The organism is Streptacidiphilus pinicola (assembly GCF_003258295.1).
Taxonomy (GTDB): Bacteria; Actinomycetota; Actinomycetes; order Streptomycetales; family Streptomycetaceae; genus Streptacidiphilus; species Streptacidiphilus pinicola.
Genome location: NZ_QKYN01000082.1, coordinates 1 through 18,090 on the forward strand (window position 1 = coordinate 1; position 18,090 = coordinate 18,090).

Here is an 18,090-nt window from a genome sequence, read left to right on the forward strand (position 1 = left end):
CCGCGGCCGTCGACGGCCGCGGGGCGCTCTCCTGGTCGGACATGGCCGGCGCGCTCACGCGGTGGGTATCCGGGCTGAGGGGATCTTGACCGTGCCGCCGGACTCGGCGGAGGCCAGGACCGCCGCGGAGACCTCGACCGTGCGCAGGCCCTGGCGCAGCGTCACGATGTCCGCCTGCTTGCCGACGACCGCGTCGCGGAAGCTCTCGTGTTCGACCAGCAGCGGCTCGCGCTTGGGGATCGCGAAGCGGATCATGTCGCCCTCGGCGACGCCGCGGAAGGCGCGCAGCGCCTCCCACTCGGTGTCGATGGCGCCGTTGGCGTAGAAGGTCAGGTCGGCGGTGAGGGTGTCGGCGACGAAGCAGCCCTTGTCGCCGGTCACCACGGTGCGCCGTTCCTTCAGCGGGCTGAGCCAGTTGACCAGGTGGTTCACCATGGTGCCGTCGCTGAGCCGGCCGACCACGGCGACCATGTCCTCGTGCGGGCGGCCGCTGCGGGAGACCGTGTGCGCGGCCACCGACTCGTACTCCTGGCCGGTGACCCAGCCGGTGAGGTCGATGTCGTGGGTGGCCAGGTCCTTGACCACGCCCACGTCGGCGATCCGGTGCGGGAAGGGGCCCTGGCGGTGGGTCACCACCTGGTAGACCTCGCCCAGCTCGCCCGCCTCCAGCCGTCCGCGCAGGTTCTGCAGCGCCGGGTTGAACCGCTCGATGTGGCCGACGGCGCCGACCAGTCCGCGTGACTCGAAGGCCTCGACCACGCGGCGCGCGCCCTCGACGGTGTCGGCCAGCGGCTTCTCGATCAGCACGTGCACGTCCGCCGCGGCCAGCGCGACCGCGACCTCCTCGTGCAGCGCGGTCGGGCAGGCCACCACGGCGTAGTCGACGCCGAGGGCGATCAGCTGCTGCACGTCTGCCACGACCGGGACGCCCCGGACCACGCCGGCCGGGTCGGCCGCCGGGTCCACCACGCCGACCAGCTCCACGCCGGCCAGTCCGCTCAGCACCCGGTAGTGGTGGCGCCCCATGGCGCCGACGCCCACCAGTCCGGCCCGCAGCGGCCGGTCTCCCGCGGTCACTGCTCGGCTCCGAGCGTGTTGCAGGCGGCCACGATCCGGTCCAACTCCGCCTCGCCGAGCGACGGATGCACCGGCAGCGACAGTACCTCGGCCGCGGCGCGCTCCGTCTCCGGCAGGTCCCAGGTCCGCTCGCTCGACGAGCCCTCGGAGGCGTAGGGGGTGAGCCGGTGGATCGGCGTCGGGTAGTACACGGCGCTGCCTACGCCGGCCGCGGCGAGCGCCTGCTGCGCCGCCTCGCGGCCGATCCCCTCCGGGACGCGGACCGTGTACTGGTGGTAGACGTGCTCGGCGCCCGGCGCGACCGGCGGGGTCACCAGCGTGGTGATGCCCGCGTCCAGCGCCTTGGCGTTGGCCCGGCGGCGCTCGGTCCACTCCGGGAGTCGGCCCAGCTGGACCCGGCCGATCGCGGCGGAGACGTCCGTCATGCGCAGGTTGGCACCGACGATCTCGTTCGCGTAGCGCTGCTCCATGCCCTGGTTGCGCAGCAGCCGCACCCGGCGGGCGAGGGCCGCGTCGCCGGTGGTGACCATGCCGCCCTCGAGGGAGTGCATGTTCTTGGTGGGGTAGAAGCTGAAGCAGCCGGTGGTGCCGAAGGCGCCGACGGGCCTGCCGCCGAGCGAGGCCAGGTGGGCCTGCGCGGCGTCCTCGACCAGGGCCAGACCGTGACGCTCGGCGAGCGCCACCAGGGCCTCCATGGCGGCCGGGTGGCCGTAGAGGTGCACGGGCATGAGCGCGGCCGTGCGCGGGCCGATCGCCGCGGCGGCGGCCTCCGGGTCGAGGCAGAAGCTGTCCCGTTCGATGTCGGCGAAGACGGGCTCCGCGCCGACCAGGCGCACCGCGTTCGCCGTCGCCGCGAACGAGAACGACGGCACGACGACCTCGTCACCCGGCCCGATTCCCATCGCCAGCAGCGCCAGCTGCAGCGCGGAGGTCCCCGAGTTCACGGCAACGCAATGGCGGCCGTCGACGAGTCGGGAGAACTCCTCCTCGAATCCGGCGACTTCCGGTCCCTGCACCACGTTTCCGCTGCGCAGGACGCGAACGGCGGCCTCGATCTCGGCTTCGCCGATCACCGGTTTGGCCACGGCGATTTGGATCATTTCTTGCTCCGGCACCTGTGCTTCCTCTCCAGAAAGCATGAAGTAACAGGCGTATCCGCATCGCAATCAAGATTTTTTGGCAATGCGGCCACGGCGGGCACAGCATATAAGAGCACCGGGGTCGGGCAAGAGGGCTGTAAGAATTTCTTCCACCCATTCTGACCTGCGCGTTTGTCTAAATTAAACCTGCAATTCAGCGAATAGGGATCCATTCTTCGCCTGGTGAGGGGGTTGCTCCAATCACCCGTTCGGCCGAGGTCGGCACCTAATGAGCGTTTGGTTACCACATCTGAGCAACTGACCTGCTGCGAAAGAAGTCTGAGCGAGCGTCAGTTCCAGGCGGACGGATGCCCGCGCTCCGGCATCTCCGGCTCGAACCACTCAAGTGACCCCCGACGAAAGCGCGTTCGCGCGGACCACAGCCGGCGCACACCCCGCACGAGGAGCGGCAGCGCGGCCGCCGCGAGGAGGACGGCGAGCCGCCAGGTCTCCGTCCAGCCGCCCCAGCCGAGCACGCCGTCCCGGTGCTCGACGAACCCGTCGTAACAGAGCCAGAAGACCGGCGCGATCACCAGCGCGGCCCCGAGGTTCCTCCCCCGCCGCGCGACGGCCGCGCAGGCGACACCGACCAGCACCAGCCCCACCACGGCGTGCTTCGGCGTCGCCAGCGCGCCCACGACCACCGACGCCACGGCGGCGACGCCGAAGGCGACGACGAACAGCAGCGGGGTCGGCATCGACGCAGGGGTGGAATCCTCGAACACCCCGCCATCTCACCCGCGGCAGGCGGTTGCCCCGTGCAATCTTGACGCGTTCCATACGCCGCCCCGACGCATCCATACGCGCCCCTAGCGTGGCGACGCGGAGCGCCCCCGGGTCGGCCTACTCGGTCAGCCGCAGCCGGAGCCGGCAGACCGTCGCGTCGGTGCCGCGCCGGACCGCCCGGCTGATCAGCGCTCCGCGCTGGTTGTGCAGCGGCCAGGTCCACCAGTGCTCCGGCTCGACCTCGGGGACCAGGACGGTGACCCGGTCGTACGCGTGGCCGCCGGCCTCGCCGCGCAACGAGCGGACGTACCCGACGATCGGGCGCGCCAGCTCCCGTCGCGCCGAGGCGACCTCGACCAGCGGGACCCCGGGCGCCCACAACTCCCAGTCGCGGCGCAGCGACTCCGCCCCGGCCCGCTCCTCCTCGTCCGCCTCGCCGGGGACGACCGTCACGGCGACGACCTCGTCGCCCAGCGAGACCGCGGCGGACAGCGCCTCGCGGGTCAGCCGGGACATCGCGCCCACGGGGACGACGACCAGCGAGTGCCGCGGTTCCGGCGCGGCCGGGACGACGCCGAGCTCCAGCTTCGCGCCGATGCGGGCGTAGCCGCGCCGCACCGCGGTGAAGAGCAGGACCAGCAGCGGCAGCAGGGTGACGACCAGCCAGGCGCCCTCGGTGAACTTGGTCAGCGTCTCGACCGCCGTCGCGGCCGCGGTGAGCAGCGCGCCGAAGCCGTTCATCAGCGCCTTGCCGCGCCAGCCCGGGCAGCGCGAGCGCCACCAGTGCCGGACCATGCCGACCTGGGCGATGGTGAAGCCGACGAAGACGCCGATGGCGAAGAGCGGGACGAGGCTGTTCACGTCGCCGCCGGAGGCGACCAGCAGCACGGCCGACGCGCCGGCCAGCGCCAGCACGCCGTGGCGGTAGACCTGGTGGTCGGCGCGGAGCGCGAAGACATGCGGCAGGTGGTGGTCGCGGGCGAGCAGCCGCAGCAGCACCGGCAGGCCGCCGAAGGAGGTGTTCGCGGCGAGGGCGAGCAGCAGCATGGTGGCGAACTGCACCAGGTAGAAGGCGAAGCCATGGCCGAAGGCGGCGTCGGTCAGCTGGGCCAGCACGGTGACGCCGTCGACCGGTTGCAGGTGGAACCTGCCGATCAGCACGGCCAGCCCGATCAGCATGACGCCGAGCAGGCCGCCGAGCGCGATCTCGGTGTGCTGCGCCCGCTTGACCCTGGGCGCCTTGAACGACGGCACGGCATTGGCGATCGCCTCGACGCCGGTCAGCGCGGAGCAGCCGGAGGCGAACGCGCGGAGCAGCAGCAGGAGGCCGACGGAGGTGGCGTTGGAGGCGACGACCGAGGCGTGGCCGGTGGCGAGCAGCGCGACCGGATGCGAGCGGAACAGGCCGACGACGACCACGCCCAGGATGGACGCCACGAAGACCACCGTCGGGATCATGAAGGCACGGGCCGACTCCGCGATGCCGCGCAGGTTGATCGCGGTGACCACCGCGAGGACGGCCAGGCAGATCCACACCCGCTGCCCGTAGAGCCCGGGGAACGCGGAGGTCAGCGCGGCGACGCCGGCGGTCACCGAGACCGCGACGTTCAGCACGTAGTCGATGACCAGCGAGGCCGCGGCGACCAGCGCGGTCCGGTGGCCGAGGTGGGCCTTGGCGACGGCGTAGGAGCCACCGCCGTCCGGGAACGCGGCGATCACCTGGCGGTAGGAGAAGGTCAGCACCGCCAGCAGCGCGGCGATCGCGAGCGTGACCGGGAGGGTGAACCCGAGCCCGTGCGCCCCGGCGGTGGCCAGCACCAGCACGATCGCCTCGGGCCCGTACGCCACGGACGCCATCGCGTCCAGCGAGAGCGCGGCGAGGCCGCCGAGCGCGGACAGGCGATGCCTCTCCGCGGGGTCGGCGGCCCCGGGTATCGGGTGGGGTGCGGACTCCTCAGTGATGGCTGCCGGTACCGACATGGCCCCTCCCGGGTGGCGTTGCTGTGCGGTGGTCATCTGTGTGACGCATCCCCATGCTGTCCGCCCGGAGCAGCCCCGCCGAGCCATCCTGACACCCCCTTAACGCCGCCCTCCGCCGCCCCTACGCGATCCTGACGCGCCCCGCCGGCCGACCCCGGCGGGGCCCCTGGCCCGACTCGGGGCCCGCAGCGTGCCGGGAAGGGCAATATGTCCGCTATCGCCTAGTCTCGGTTCGTGGTGAACATCCCTCAGGTGGTGAAGCGGCTGCTGATCGGCCGGGCGATGCGCAGCGAGGAACTCGGTGAGACGCTGCTGCCGAAGCGGATCGCACTGCCGATCTTCGCGTCGGACCCGCTCTCCTCGGTCGCCTACGCCACCCAGGAGATCCTGCTGGTACTCACCATTGGCGGCACCGCGTTCCTCTACCTGACGCCGTGGATCGGCTTGGGCGTCGTGCTGCTGATGGCCGTCGTGGTGCTGTCCTACCGTCAGGTCGTCTACGCCTACCCCAGCGGCGGCGGCTCCTACGAGGTCGTCTCCTCGAACCTCGGGGCCAACCCGGGCCTGGTCGTCGCGGCCGCGCTGCTGGTCGACTATGTGATGACGGTCGCCGTCTCCGTCGCCTCCGGCGTGGACAACATCATCTCCGCGTTCACCGGGCTGGCCCCCTACCGCGTGCTGATGGCCGTGGTCTTCGTCGTGCTGCTGGCGGCGGTGAACCTGCGCGGCGTCCGCGAGTCCGGCAAGGCCTTCGCCACGCCGACCTACCTGTTCATCGCGGGCATCCTGCTGATGGTGATCACGGGCTTCGTCAAGATGGCCTTCGGCCACAACCCGATCGCCTCCAGCGCGCAGTACCCGATCAAACCGACGGACCACAACAACACGCTCACCGGGTTCGCGCTGCTGATGCTCGCGCTGCGCGCCTTCGCCTCCGGCTGTACCGCGCTGACCGGCGTCGAGGCGATCTCCAACGGCGTCCCGGCCTTCCGCAGACCGAAGAGCAGGAACGCCGCGCAGACCATGTCGGCCATGGGCATCACGGCCGTGGTGATGTTCGCCGGCATCACCGTGCTGGCGCTGACCTCGAAGATCCACCTCACCAGCGACGGCTGCCAGCTCGTCGGCTTCCCCAACTGCGGCAGCGCGCCGCAGCAGACCGTCATCGCCCAGCTCGCCGCGGCGATCTTCGGGGGCGACCACAGCGTGCTCTTCTACTACATCCAGGCCGCCACCGCGCTGGTCCTGGTGCTGGCCGCGAACACCGCCTTCAACGGCTTCCCGCTGCTGGCCTCGATCCTCGCCCAGCACCGCTACCTGCCGCGCCAGCTGCACACCCGCGGCGACCGGCTCGCCTTCTCCAACGGCATCGTGGCGCTGGCCCTGGTCAACATCGCCCTGCTGGTCGCCTACAAGGCCGACGTCACCAACCTGATCCACCTCTACATCCTGGGTGTCTTCACCTCGTTCACGCTCTCCCAGATCGGCATGGTCAGGCACTGGAACGAGCTGCTGCGCAGCGAGACGGAGCCGAAGGTGCGCGCGGCGGCGAAGCGCTCCCGGGTCATCAACGGCTTCGGCGCCTGTGTCACCGCGCTGGTCCTGGTCATCGTGATGATCACCAAGTTCACCCAGGGCGCGTGGCTGGCCGTGGTCGCCGCGATCTTCCTCTTCGTCAATATGAAGGCGATCCACCGCCACTACGACGAGGTCTCGGACGAGCTGGCCGTCGAGGACCCGGAGACCGCGCTGGCCCGGCCCGGCCGAGTGCACGGCGTGGTCCTGGTCTCCAAGCTGCACAAGGCCACGCTGCGGGCCATCGGCTACGCGGAGGCGCTCCGCCCCGACGTGCTGGAGGCGGTCACCGCGGCCGTCGACCGCGAGGAGGCGGCGGAGCTCGAACGGCAGTGGCAGGAGTTCGACATCGACATCTCCCTCAAGGTCCTCGACTCGCCCTTCCGGGAGATCACCAAGCCGGTCGTCGCCTACGTGCGCAGTCTGCGCAAAGAGTCGCCGCGCGACGCCGTCGCGGTCTTCATCCCCGAGTACGTGGTCGGCCACTGGTGGGAGCAGCCGCTGCACAACCAGTCCGCGCTGTGGCTCAAGAGCCGGCTGCTGTTCATGCCCGGCGTCATGGTCATCAGCGTGCCCTGGCAGCTGGCCTCCTCGCGGCGCGCCGGCGGCCCCGCGCGCCGCGCGCCCGGCGCGGTCCGTCGCGGCGAGCCGAGCCCGTGGACTACTCCGCCGCGGTGACGCCGCCGACGCGCAGGTGCGCGACGTGGTAGATCGCTTGGTCCAGCAGCGCGGACACGTGCTCGTCGTAGAGCGCGTACACCACGGACCGGCCCTGCCGCTCCCGCACCACCAGCCCCAGATTGCGCAGCAGGCGCAGCTGGTGCGAGCAGGACGACTGCTCCATGTCCACGTCGGCGGCGAGCTCACTCGGCGTGCAGGGCCCCTGCCGCAGCCGCGACAGGATCCGCAGGCGCGAGGGGGTCGCCAGCGCTTGCAGGGTACTGGCCACGCGTTCGGCCTCCCCCGCGTCGAGCGCGGGCGCGGAGGGGGCGTCATCGGACGCGGCGTCGGTGGCTCTGGGGACCATGGTTTTCATCGTACTCAGGGCGCTCGGCGTCGCTCTTCAGCCGAGGGACGTTGCACGCCCCTGAAGGGGTGCCAGGCTGATGTCATGACAGACGAATCCGCGCTCACCAACTCCCTCACCGACGTGCCCGGGTTCCGGGTCGGGCACGCCCACCGCGTAGGTGGGGGTGCGCTGACCGGGGTCACCGTGGTGCTCGCGCCCGAGGGTGGGGCCGTCGCGGGAGTGGACGTGCGCGGTGGGGGGCCGGGGACGCGGGAGACGGACGCGCTGGACCCGCGCAACCTCGTGCAGCGCGTGGACGCGGTGACGCTGACCGGCGGCAGCGCCTTCGGGCTGGACGCCGCCGGGGGCGTGATGGCCTGGCTGGAGGAGCAGGGACGCGGGTTCCGTGTCGGCCCCGAGCCGGGTCAGGTCGTGCCGGTGGTGCCGACCGCCGCGCTGTTCGACCTGGGCCGGGGCGGCGACTGGCGGGCCCGCCCGGACGCGGCGCTGGGCCGCGCCGCGGTCGCCGCGGCCACGGAGGGGCCGGTCGCGCAGGGCAACGTCGGCGCGGGGACCGGCGCCGTCGTCGGCGGGTTGAAGGGCGGCATCGGCACAGCCTCGGTCCGGCTGCCCTCCGGCGTCACCCTCGGGGCCCTGGTGGCCGTCAACGCCGTCGGATCCGCGGTCGACCCGGTGACGGGCGAGCTCTACGCGATCCGCTTCGGCCGGCCGGGCGAGTTCCCCGACCTCCGCGCCGAGCCGTCGTCGCCGCCCGCCGACGGGCCGTCGCTCAACACCACGCTCGCCGTGGTCGCCACCGACACGACGCTGACCAAGGCGCAGGCCCACAAGCTCGCCGGGGTCGCGCACGACGGCCTGGCCCGGGCGCTGCGGCCGATCCACCTGCTCTCCGACGGCGACACCGTCTTCGCCCTCGCCTCCGGCGCACGCCCGCTGCCGGTCCCCGAGGGCACGGCCGGTTCCGGAGCGGGTGCCTTCGCCGTGCACGTGGAGGCCGGCGTGCTCAACGAGCTCTACGCCGCGGCGGCCGACACCGTCACCCGGGCCATCGGGCACGCCGTACTGGCCGCGGAGTCGGTGGGAGAGTTCAGCAGCTTTCGGGACAAGTGTACGAACAAGCCGAATTGCGGGTGATGGTACGTCAAACATCTGCCATTGCCCGCCGCGCCGTCTCACACTGACTGCATGCGCGTGGAGATAGCGGGGGAACCGCAACGGGGCGACCGCCCCTCGGAGGATTTCGTCGCCAGCAGCGGGGACGCGTTCGTGCTGCTGGACGGCTGCAGCTCGCCGGTCGCGATGGAGAACGGCTGCGAGCACGGCACGGCCTGGTTCGTCCGGCGGCTGGGCGTGCACCTGTTGGCCCGTCTGGTCGACCGTCCGGACCGGACGATGGCGCAGTGTCTGAGCGACGCGATCGCCGAGACGGCGTCCCTGCACGGGGCCCGGTGCGACCTCGCGCACCCGAACACGCCCGCGGCCATGGTGGTGGCGGCCCGCGCGCACGGGTCCGGCCTGCAGTACCTGGTGCTGGGCGACTCCCAGCTGGTGCTGGACCGGGAGGGGAACTACGCCGTCATGGGCGACAACCAGCCGTTCCCGGCGGGGGAGGGGCTGCGCCGCCAGGTCCATGCCGCCGCGCACGGCAGCCCGGAGCGGGCGTCCCTGCACATGCGTTACGCGCTGGCCGTCCGGGCCGCGCGCAACACCGGGCACGGCCCGTGGGTCGCCTCCGCGCTACCGCGCGCCGCGGAACACGCGGAGACGGGAACCGCCCCGCTCGCCGAGCTCCGCGCTTTCGCGGCGCTCACCGACGGGGCGGCGCGCTTCGTCGACCGGTTCGACCTGGGCGGCTGGCCCGACGCGATGCGTCTGATGGACCAGCGCGGCCCGGCCGAACTCCTGCGCCGGGTCCGCGACGCCGAAGCCTCAGACCCGGCCTGCGCACGCTGGCCGCGCGGCAAGGCCAAGGACGACGCGACGGCGCTCTACGCGACCTTGCGCTGACGGTCTACGAGGTGGTTCAGGCGGTCTTGAAGTAGACCCAGTGGTAGCCCGAGCCGCCGTTCAGGGCGTCACCGTTGAAGGTGAACGTCTGACGGAAGGAGTACCCGGCCGGCAGGCCGCTGGTGGTGATCTTGAAGCTGCTGTTGGAGCTCAGCTGGAAGCTGCTCGGGGTGACCTGAAGGGTCTGCCAGCGGCCCTGGTACCAGACCTGCAGGTGGGCGTAGACCGACTCGCCCGCCTTGTTCGGGGACACGTAGCCCTCGATGGTCGGCTTCTGGCCGGCGGAGTAGGTGCCCTGGGTCATCCACTGGTGCATGACGGCCGCGTCGTGGACGTAGACGCCGCGGGCGGCCGCGTTGTCGCGGGAGTCGCCCGCGAACCTGACGGTGAAGCCGGTGTTGCGGCCCATCCAGACGGAGGTGCGCAGGTTGCCGTAGCGGTCGACCTTGCCGGACTTGACGACCTGGGTCGTCTCGCCCGCCGGGCTGCGGTAGATGGTGACGGTGCGGTTGGACGCCGTCTTGCCCAGGTGGGCGGTGAGGGTGACCCACTGGCCGTAGGTCGCGTTGGTGGTGCTGGCGGAGATGCTCAGCTGCGGGTTGACCTTGGCGGTGGTGGCCGCGTTGGCCGGGGCGGCGCCGACGGCGAGGACGGCGGCGGTGGCGGCCACAGCGGTGGCCACAGAGGTGCGGAGCTTCACGAAAGTACTACCCCCAGAGAAAGCACGCGCCAATGACTGTGCGCATGCCAAAGAAAGTGCGCTCACGGCGCAGAGCGCTGCAGACGCTCGACACACCGTGATGCTGTGTGAATGACGTGAACGTTAGTGCATAGGTGTGACAGATATGCGAGGGCCCCGTCCACTGAATTCGTGGACGGGGCCCTCTCCTTGGGAACTAGTCCCGGGTCACGGGGATCTGTCCGAATTTTCCGGAGTTGAAGTCCTCGATCGCCTGCTGCAGCTCGCGGTGACTGTTCATCACGAACGGCCCGTAGTGCGCCACCGGCTCCTTGATCGGCTCGCCGCCGAGGATGATGACGTCCATGTTGGGCGAACGCGACTCCTGCATCGCGGAGGCCTGCAGCGCGATGCTGTCGCCGTCACCGAAGACCGCCGACTGCCCCATGTGGATCGGACGGTTCTCCTCGCCGATCGTCCCCTCGCCGTTGAGGACGTAGACCAGCGCGTTGAAGTCCGGTCGCCACGGCAGGGTGATCCGCGCGCCGGGGCTGACCGTGGCGTGCAGCAGCGTGATCGGGGTGAAGGTCGTGCCGGGGCCCTGGTGGCCGTCGAGGTCGCCGGCGATGAGCCGGAGGACCGCGCCGCCGTCCGCGGTGGTCAGCAGCTTGACCTGGCCGCCGTGGATGTCCTGGTACTTCGGCTGGATCATCTTGTCCGAGGCCGGCAGGTTCACCCACAGCTGGATGCCGTGGAACAGGCCGCCGCTCATGACCAGCGACTCCGGCGGGGTCTCGATGTGGAGGATGCCGGCGCCGGCGGTCATCCACTGGGTGTCGCCGCCGCCCAGGTGGCCGCCGCCGCCCGTCGAGTCCTGATGCACGAACTCGCCGTCGATCAGGTAGGTCACGGTCTCGAAGCCGCGGTGCGGGTGCCACGGCGTGCCCTTGGGCTCACCGGCCGCGTACTCCACCTCGCCCATCTGGTCCATCATGATGAACGGGTCGAGGTACTTGGTGTTGATCTTCGCGAAGGCGCGGCGGACCGGGAAGCCCTCGCCCTCGAACCCCTCCGGAGCCGTGACCACGCCCAGGACCGGGCGCGGCGTGGTCGTGGCCGGGTCCGGCGTCTCCACGCGCGGCAGAACCAGCGGGTTCTCTACGGTCACAGCGGGCATGGCTGCCTCCTTGCTTTGCTCGACACGTCCAAGGTAGTTGAACGTTGAACCTCTAAGCAAGTTGAAGTGTCAACTAATTCCCGCCCCGCTGACGAGCTCCCCTACGCGTCCGTCACCCGTACATCCTCCGCATGGTGAAGTCGACCATCTGTTCGACCGCCTTGGCGTCGAAGACCATCCGGTGCTCGCCCTCCATGTCCATCGCGAACCCGTAGCCGGTGGGCAGCAGGTCCAGCACCTCCGCCCCGGTCACGGTGAAGAACTTGGAGTCCTTGCCCGCGTAGCGGCGCAGCTCCTTGAGGGAACTGAACATCGGGATCACCGGCTGGGGCGTGTTGTGCAGCGCGAGGAATCCTGGGCGATCCCCGCGTGGGCAGTAGATCTTCGAGGTGATGAAGATCGACTGGAAGTCCTCGACCGTCATCGCGCCCGAGGTGAAGGCCCGGATCGCGTCCGCCAGCGAGGGCGGGGAGGGCTCCGGGTAGGGCTGCTGATAGCCGGGGTTCGGCCCCTGCTGGGGCTGCTCGTAGCCGTACACAGGTCAAGGCTAGCGAGCGATGTGACGTACGCCAGGTCCCAGGGGGTTGATCTAAGTTACCCTTGGGTAGCATCATGGCAGCTACCTGCTGGTAGCAGGTGGAAGGTCTCACTGGTAGATCGCTGTAGATCTCGTCGATCGAGTTTGAGGGTTCACGACTATGGGTCACTACAAGTCCAACCTCCGCGACCTGGAGTTCAACCTCTTCGAGGTGCTCGGTCGTGACGAGGTCTACGGCACCGGGCCGTTCGCCGAGATGGACGTCGAGACGGCGAAGTCCATCCTTTCCGAGATCGCGCGTCTGGCCGAGAACGACCTCGCGGCCTCCTTCGCCGACGCCGACCGCAACCCGCCGGTCTTCGACCCGGAGACCAACACCGCGCCGATACCGGACACGTTCAAGAAGAGCTACCAGGCCTTCATGGACTCCGAGTACTGGCGTCTGGGCATCCCCGAGGCCATCGGCGGCACGCCCACCCCGAACTCCCTGGTCTGGGCCTACGCCGAGATGATCCTGGGCGCCAACCCGGCCATCTGGATGTACTCCTCCGGCCCGGCCTTCGCCGGCGTCGTCTTCGAGGAGGGCACCGAGGAGCAGGCCAAGGTCGCCCAGCTGATGGTCGACAAGGGCTGGGGCGCCACCATGGTGCTGACCGAGCCCGACGCGGGCTCCGACGTGGGCGCCGGCCGCACCAAGGCCATCCAGCAGCCCGACGGCTCCTGGCACATCGAGGGCGTCAAGCGCTTCATCACCTCGGGCGAGCACGACATGTCCGAGAACATCATCCACATGGTGCTGGCCCGCCCCGAGGGCCACGGCCCGGGCACCAAGGGTCTGTCGCTCTTCATCGTGCCGAAGTACGACTTCGACTGGGAGACCGGCGAGCTGGGCGAGCGCAACGGCGCCTACGCCACCAACGTCGAGCACAAGATGGGCCTCAAGGCCTCCAACACCTGCGAGATGACCTTCGGCGCCAAGCACCCGGCCAAGGGCTGGCTGGTCGGCGAGAAGCACGACGGCATCCGCCAGATGTTCCGCATCATCGAGTTCGCCCGCATGATGGTCGGCACCAAGGCGATCGCCACCCTCTCCACCGGCTACCTGAACGCCCTGGAGTACGCCAAGGAGCGCGTGCAGGGCCCGGACCTGGCCCAGTTCCTGGACAAGTCCGCCCCGCGCGTCACCATCACGCACCACCCGGACGTGCGCCGCTCGCTGCTGACCCAGAAGGCCTACGCCGAGGGCATGCGCGCGCTGGTCCTGTTCACCGCGACCGTCCAGGACGAGGTGCAGCTGCTCAAGGCCCGCGGCGAGGACGCCTCCGCCGCCGAGCGCCTGAACGACCTGCTGCTGCCGATCGTCAAGGGCTACGGCTCCGAGAAGTCCTACGAGCAGCTGGCCCAGTCCCTGCAGACCTTCGGCGGCTCCGGCTTCCTGCAGGAGTACCCGATCGAGCAGTACATCCGGGACTCCAAGATCGACACCCTCTACGAGGGCACCACCGCCATCCAGGGCCAGGACTTCTTCTTCCGGAAGATCGTCAAGGACCAGGGCCAGGCGCTGACCGCCCTGTCGGAGCAGATCTCCAAGTCCATCGCCTCCGACATCGGCGGCGAGGAGCTGGCCGCCGAGCGCGAGGCGCTCGCCTCGGCCGCGGGCGACCTGGAGGGCCTGGTCGGCACCATGCTGGCCCAGCTCGGCACCGTCGAGCAGGACGTCCGCAACATGTACAAGGTCGGCCAGAACACCACCCGCCTGCTGCTCGCCTCCGGCGACGTGGTCGTCGGCTGGCTGCTGCTGCGCGCCGCGGCCGTCGCCCAGACCAAGCTGGCGGAGGGCGCCGTCGACAAGGACGTGGCGTTCTACCAGGGCAAGATCGCGGCCGCCCGCTTCTTCGCCCGCAACGTGCTGCCGAACGTGCACACCCAGCGTCTGATCGCCGAGGGGATCGACAACGAGATCATGGACCTCGCGGAGGAGGCGTTCTGATCGGCCCGACCGCCGATCAGCAGCCCGCCTGAGCGCTGAGGGCCCGGACCCGCTGGGGTCCGGGCCCTCGTGCGTCCGGGCCCGCGCTCGCGGCCAGGTCCGGGCGCGCGCTCGGGGCCGTGCTCGGCCCACGCTCGGGCCTTGACGGCGATGGAACAACCGCCTGTCGTCGTCGGGCCTATGCTCGACCGCAGAGATCGGCCCACCCTCAGCACATTCTCAGCAAGTCTGGAGCGAGCCTTGACCCCCGCCGCGCCTTCCGCCACGCCCTCGGCCGTGCCTGCGTTCGACCGCAGCCACACCGATGACCTCATCGCCTACCTGCAGTCGAGCCCCTCGCCGTTCCACGCGGTGGCCGAGGCGGCGGCACGGCTGGAGAAGGCGGGCTTCCGGCAGGTCGAGGAGACGGCGGCCTGGGACGCGGCCTTCGGCGGCCGCTACCTGATCCGCGGCGGCGCGCTCATCGCCTGGTACGTGCCCGAGGGCGCCACCCCGGCCACCGGGTTCCGCATCGTCGGCGCCCACACCGACTCGCCCAACCTGCGGGTCAAGCCGATCCCGGACACCGGCACCGACGGCTGGCGCCAGGTCGCCGTCGAGATCTACGGCGGCGTCCCGCTCAACACCTGGCTCGACCGCGACCTCGGCCTCTCCGGCCGCCTCGCGCTGCGCGACGGCAGCGTCGTGCTGGTCCGGATCGACGAGGCGCTGCTGCGCGTCCCGCAGCTCGCCATCCACCTGGACCGCAGCGTCAACGACGCGCTGACGCTGGACCGGCAGCGGCACCTCACCCCGATCTGGGGCCTCGGCGACGTCCACGAGGGCTCGCTGATCTCCTACGTCGCCGCCGCGGCGGGCGTCACCGCGGCCGACGTGGTCGGCTGGGACCTGATGGTGCACGACGTGCAGCCGCCGTCCTACCTCGGCCGCGACCGCGAGCTGCTGGCCGCACCGCGCCTCGACAACCTGCTCTCCGTGCACGCCGGCACCGCCGCGCTGGCCGCGGCAGCGGCCGGCGGCACCCTGGACCACATCGCGGTGCTGGCCGCCTTCGACCACGAGGAGAACGGCAGCGAGTCCGACACCGGCGCCCAGGGCCCGCTGCTCGGCAACGTCCTGGACCGCTCCGTCTTCGCCCGCGGTGGCACCCTCGAGGACCGCGCCCGCGCGCTGGCCGGCACCATCTGCCTCTCCTCGGACATGGGCCACGCGGTCCACCCCAACTACAGCGAGCGGCACGAGCCGGGCCACCACCCGATGCCGAACGGCGGCCCGATCCTCAAGGTCAACGTCAACAACCGCTACGCCACCAACGCGACCGGCCGCGCCGTCTTCGCCGCCGCCTGCGAGAAGGCGGGCGTGCCGTGGCAGAGCTTCGTCTCCAACAACTCCGTGCCCTGCGGCACCACCATCGGCCCGATCACGGCCGCCCGCCTCGGCATCGCGACGGTGGACTGCGGCGTCGCCGCCCTGTCCATGCACTCCGCGCGCGAGCTGTGCGGGGCGGACGACCCGTTCCTGCTGGCCTCGGCCCTCAAGGCCTTCCTCGAGAGCTGAGGCTGTCGTTCGTCGGGGCTAGCCTTCGTCCATCCCTGCCAGCACGAGTGCCAGCCGGTCCGTACCGCCGTCGGTGACGCGGACCGGCACGCCCCAGTCCTGCTGGTGCACATGGCAGGTCGGGAACTCGATCGCCGGATCCGCGTCGCAGGACGCGGCCATGGCGGAGACGTGCAGGACGCCCTCGGTCACGTCCGGGTTCAGCGTCAGCGCGCGTCGCAGCGCGGTGTCCGGACCGGCGCCCTCCAGGATCAGCTCCGGCGGCGTGGAGCTGACCAGCAGTCGGGTGGCCGGGCCGTAGGTCTCGTCCAGCTTCTGCCCGGCCGGCGGGGTGAAGACGACGTCCAGCGCGAGCGTGCCGCCCGCGATCTCGGTCGCCGGCCGTTGCGTCCGGTGCGCGGCGGCCTCCACCTGCACCGCCTCCTCGGGCAGCCGCAGCCGGGTCAGCCGGTGCCGGGCGGACTCGACCACCACGATCTCGTCCCCGTCCACGACCGCGCCCGACGGCTCGCGCAGATCCGTGGCGAGCGTGCTGACCTGGCCCGTCCCCGGGTCGAACCGGCGCAGCGCGTGGTTGTACGTGTCCGCGATCGCCACCGAGCCGTCGGGCAGCACGGTCACCCCGAGCGGGTGCTGCAGCAGCGCCTGCGTGGCATCGCCGTCCCGGTGCCCGAAGTCGAACAGCCCCGTCCCGACGGCGGTGCGCACCTCGTGCGTCCCGGCCTCGACGAACCGGACGGCGGACGTCTCGGAGTCCGCGACCCAGAGCCGGCTCCCGTCGGCGGCGGTCGCCAGCCCCGACGGCTGCGCGAACCACGCCTCGGCGGCGGGCCCGTCGACCAGCCCCTCGTTCGTCGTCCCGGCCTCCACCTGGACCGTCCCGGCCTCCGGGTCGAAGCTCCACAGCTGGTGCGTCCCGGCCATCGCGATCCACACCCGGCCGTCGAACCAGGCGACGTCCCACGGCGAGGACAGGTCCACCTCCCGCGCGGGACCGCTGGTCGCGGAGTTCTGCCACCACTGCCGGCCGGTGCCCGCGAGCGTCGTGACCTCGCCGGTCGCCAGGTTCACCCCGCGCAGCGCGTGGTTGACCGTGTCCGCCACGACGACGTCGTACGGCCGGCCGTCGACCAGCGCGACGCCCTGCGGTTCGCTGAACCGCGCGTCCTCGGCCTTCCCGTCCGCGAACCCGCGCTCACCACCGCCGATCCGCCGCACCACGGTCTCCCCGTCGGCGGCCAGCTCGACCAGGCTGTGGTGCCCGGAGTCCGCCACCAGGAACCCGCCACCGGGCAGCCGCACGGCCTTCCCGGGGAACTTGAGCGCCCCGGGCGCCGCCTTCGGCGCCACGTACGGCCCGTCCCCGCGCCGCAGCGTCCCCTTGGCCCCGTGCTCCGCCTCCAGCTCCTCCACCAGCGCGGCGATCGCGTGCGCGTGCCCCTCCCCGGCGTGCTGCGCGACCACGTACCCCTCGGGATCGACCACTACCAGCGTCGGCCACGCCCGCACCGCGTACTGCTTCCAGGTCGCGAGCTCGGGATCGTCCAGCACCGGGTGCTCCACCTCGTACCGCGCCACGGCGTCCACCACGGCCTGGTGCTCGGCCTCGTGCACGAACTTCGGCGAGTGCACCCCGATGATCACCAACGTCTCCCGGTGCGCCTCCTCGAGCTCCCTGAGCTCGTCGAGGACGTGCAGACAGTTGATGCAGCAGAAGGTCCAGAAATCGAGCAGAACGATCTTTCCCCGCAGATCCGCGAGGGTCAGATCCTTGCCGCCGGTGTTGAGCCAGCCACCCTTACCGACCAGCTCGGGGGCGCGAACGCGTGCACGTGATGCCATACCTGCATCCAACCGCATCGGGCTGTGGGCGCATTCCACGCGCAGCTGCGGCCGCCGGGGCGGCTCCTGTATTACGGTTGGAATATGGGCGACAAGGCCAAGCTGAGCATCAGCATCGACGAGGAGCTCAGCGCCACACTTCGCGCCGTCGCAGCGCAACGACAACAGCAGATCTCGACGGTCGTCACGCATGCGTTGGTCGACTACTTCGCCAACGAGCAGCGGAGGCTCGACGGCCTTGCTGCGATGGCGGAATACCAGCATGAGCACGGTGCCTTCACGGCCGAGGAACGCCGGGAGGCCGCGGAGCGAGTGGACGAGCTGATGGGCTGGTTGCCCAAGTCCGGGCGGCCGAGCGCGTGAACGCGATCGTGTACGACACCGGAGCCTTGATCGCCGCGGAGAGGAACGACCGGGCTTTCGTGGCCCAGCACGAGACGTTGCTCGTCGCGCGGGTCCGACCGTTGGTGCCCGCGGGCGTGCTGGCCCAGGCGTGGAACACGCGTCCCGCGGCGGCCGTTCTGCACCGGGTCCTTCGAGGTTGTGAAGTTCTGACCCTCACGGAGGAGCGGGCGAAGGCCGCAGCCGAGCTGTGTCGGCGCGCGGGTAGCTACGACGTGGTGGACGCGAGCGTCGTTCTGGCGGCGATCGAGCACCTCGATGCGCCCATCCTGACGGATGACCTCGGGGATATCGAGAAGCTGGTTGAGGCTTCCGGACGCTCGCGGATCAAGGTCGCTCGCCCGTAGTCGACTCAGCGTCAGAACGCGTGC

At 71.0% G+C, this 18,090-nt stretch carries 16 protein-coding genes; 7 read left to right on the forward strand and 9 right to left on the reverse strand.

Annotation, left to right across the window (positions count from 1 at the left end; genetic code table 11):
- Window positions 1–54 precede the first annotated feature (54 nt).
- From DN069_RS20915 to DN069_RS20930, 4 genes are all read right to left on the reverse strand, one after another.
- Complete coding sequence (locus tag DN069_RS20915; RefSeq protein ID WP_243639521.1) at window positions 55–1,026, reverse strand: Gfo/Idh/MocA family oxidoreductase; 972 nt, start codon at window positions 1,024–1,026, stop codon at window positions 55–57.
- Window positions 1,027–1,073: 47 nt separating this feature from the next.
- Window positions 1,074–2,177: a DegT/DnrJ/EryC1/StrS family aminotransferase gene (locus DN069_RS20920; RefSeq protein WP_111503040.1), complete on the reverse strand. Its 1,104-nt coding sequence runs from the start codon at window positions 2,175–2,177 to the stop codon at window positions 1,074–1,076.
- A gap of 329 nt (window positions 2,178–2,506) precedes the next feature.
- Window positions 2,507–2,941 carry a hypothetical protein gene (locus DN069_RS20925; RefSeq protein ID WP_165845581.1) on the reverse strand — a complete coding sequence of 145 codons (435 nt, stop codon included), beginning with the start codon at window positions 2,939–2,941 and terminating at the stop codon, window positions 2,507–2,509.
- Between the two features lie 118 nt (window positions 2,942–3,059).
- Window positions 3,060–4,922, reverse strand: a complete 1,863-nt coding sequence (locus tag DN069_RS20930) for an APC family permease (protein WP_111503044.1) — start codon at window positions 4,920–4,922, stop codon at window positions 3,060–3,062.
- A 282-nt stretch (window positions 4,923–5,204) separates the two neighbouring features.
- On the opposite strand from DN069_RS20930, the gene DN069_RS20935 reads away from it, so the two are divergent.
- Window positions 5,205–7,175 carry an APC family permease gene (locus tag DN069_RS20935; RefSeq protein ID WP_111503169.1) on the forward strand — a complete coding sequence of 657 codons (1,971 nt, stop codon included), beginning with the start codon at window positions 5,205–5,207 and terminating at the stop codon, window positions 7,173–7,175.
- Here DN069_RS20935 and DN069_RS20940 read toward each other — a convergent pair.
- Window positions 7,159–7,524 carry an ArsR/SmtB family transcription factor gene (locus tag DN069_RS20940; protein WP_111503046.1) on the reverse strand — a complete coding sequence of 122 codons (366 nt, stop codon included), beginning with the start codon at window positions 7,522–7,524 and terminating at the stop codon, window positions 7,159–7,161. The two genes, DN069_RS20935 and DN069_RS20940, sit on opposite strands and share 17 nt — an antisense overlap.
- A gap of 84 nt (window positions 7,525–7,608) precedes the next feature.
- Here DN069_RS20940 and DN069_RS20945 point away from each other — a divergent pair, with 84 nt between their 5' ends.
- A complete protein-coding gene (locus DN069_RS20945) occupies window positions 7,609–8,661 on the forward strand; it encodes a P1 family peptidase (protein ID WP_111503048.1) in 1,053 nt (350 codons plus the stop codon).
- Window positions 8,662–8,712: 51 nt separating this feature from the next.
- Window positions 8,713–9,534, forward strand: coding sequence for a protein phosphatase 2C domain-containing protein (locus DN069_RS20950; protein WP_111503050.1), 822 nt, complete (start codon window positions 8,713–8,715; stop codon window positions 9,532–9,534).
- A 16-nt stretch (window positions 9,535–9,550) separates the two neighbouring features.
- On the opposite strand, the gene DN069_RS20955 is transcribed toward DN069_RS20950, so the two are convergent.
- The 3 genes from DN069_RS20955 to DN069_RS20965 form a co-directional block, all read right to left on the reverse strand.
- Window positions 9,551–10,234, reverse strand: a complete 684-nt coding sequence (locus tag DN069_RS20955; RefSeq protein ID WP_111503052.1) for a hypothetical protein — start codon at window positions 10,232–10,234, stop codon at window positions 9,551–9,553.
- A 196-nt stretch (window positions 10,235–10,430) separates the two neighbouring features.
- Entirely contained in the window at window positions 10,431–11,390 is a 960-nt protein-coding gene (locus tag DN069_RS20960) for a pirin family protein (RefSeq protein WP_111503054.1), read from the reverse strand.
- 112 nt (window positions 11,391–11,502) lie between these two features.
- On the reverse strand, window positions 11,503–11,928 hold the full coding sequence (locus tag DN069_RS20965) for an SseB family protein (protein WP_111503056.1): 426 nt from the start codon (window positions 11,926–11,928) through the stop codon (window positions 11,503–11,505).
- Window positions 11,929–12,088: 160 nt separating this feature from the next.
- Here DN069_RS20965 and DN069_RS20970 point away from each other — a divergent pair, with 160 nt between their 5' ends.
- Both DN069_RS20970 and DN069_RS20975 read left to right on the forward strand, forming a co-directional pair.
- A complete protein-coding gene (locus DN069_RS20970; RefSeq protein ID WP_111503058.1) occupies window positions 12,089–13,918 on the forward strand; it encodes an acyl-CoA dehydrogenase in 1,830 nt (609 codons plus the stop codon).
- 276 nt (window positions 13,919–14,194) lie between these two features.
- Entirely contained in the window at window positions 14,195–15,475 is a 1,281-nt protein-coding gene (locus DN069_RS20975) for a M18 family aminopeptidase (RefSeq protein ID WP_243639514.1), read from the forward strand.
- Between the two features lie 18 nt (window positions 15,476–15,493).
- Here DN069_RS20975 and DN069_RS20980 read toward each other — a convergent pair whose 3' ends face one another.
- Window positions 15,494–17,317: an NHL domain-containing thioredoxin family protein gene (locus DN069_RS20980; RefSeq protein ID WP_111503062.1), complete on the reverse strand. Its 1,824-nt coding sequence runs from the start codon at window positions 17,315–17,317 to the stop codon at window positions 15,494–15,496.
- A gap of 84 nt (window positions 17,318–17,401) precedes the next feature.
- Between DN069_RS20980 and DN069_RS20985 the strand changes: the two genes are divergently transcribed.
- Window positions 17,402–17,680, forward strand: a complete 279-nt coding sequence (locus DN069_RS20985; RefSeq protein WP_133259993.1) for a hypothetical protein — start codon at window positions 17,402–17,404, stop codon at window positions 17,678–17,680.
- Window positions 17,677–18,066, forward strand: a complete 390-nt coding sequence (locus DN069_RS20990; protein WP_111503066.1) for a hypothetical protein — start codon at window positions 17,677–17,679, stop codon at window positions 18,064–18,066. Before DN069_RS20985 ends, DN069_RS20990 begins: the two co-directional genes overlap by 4 nt.
- Window positions 18,067–18,090: the final 24 nt, after the last annotated feature.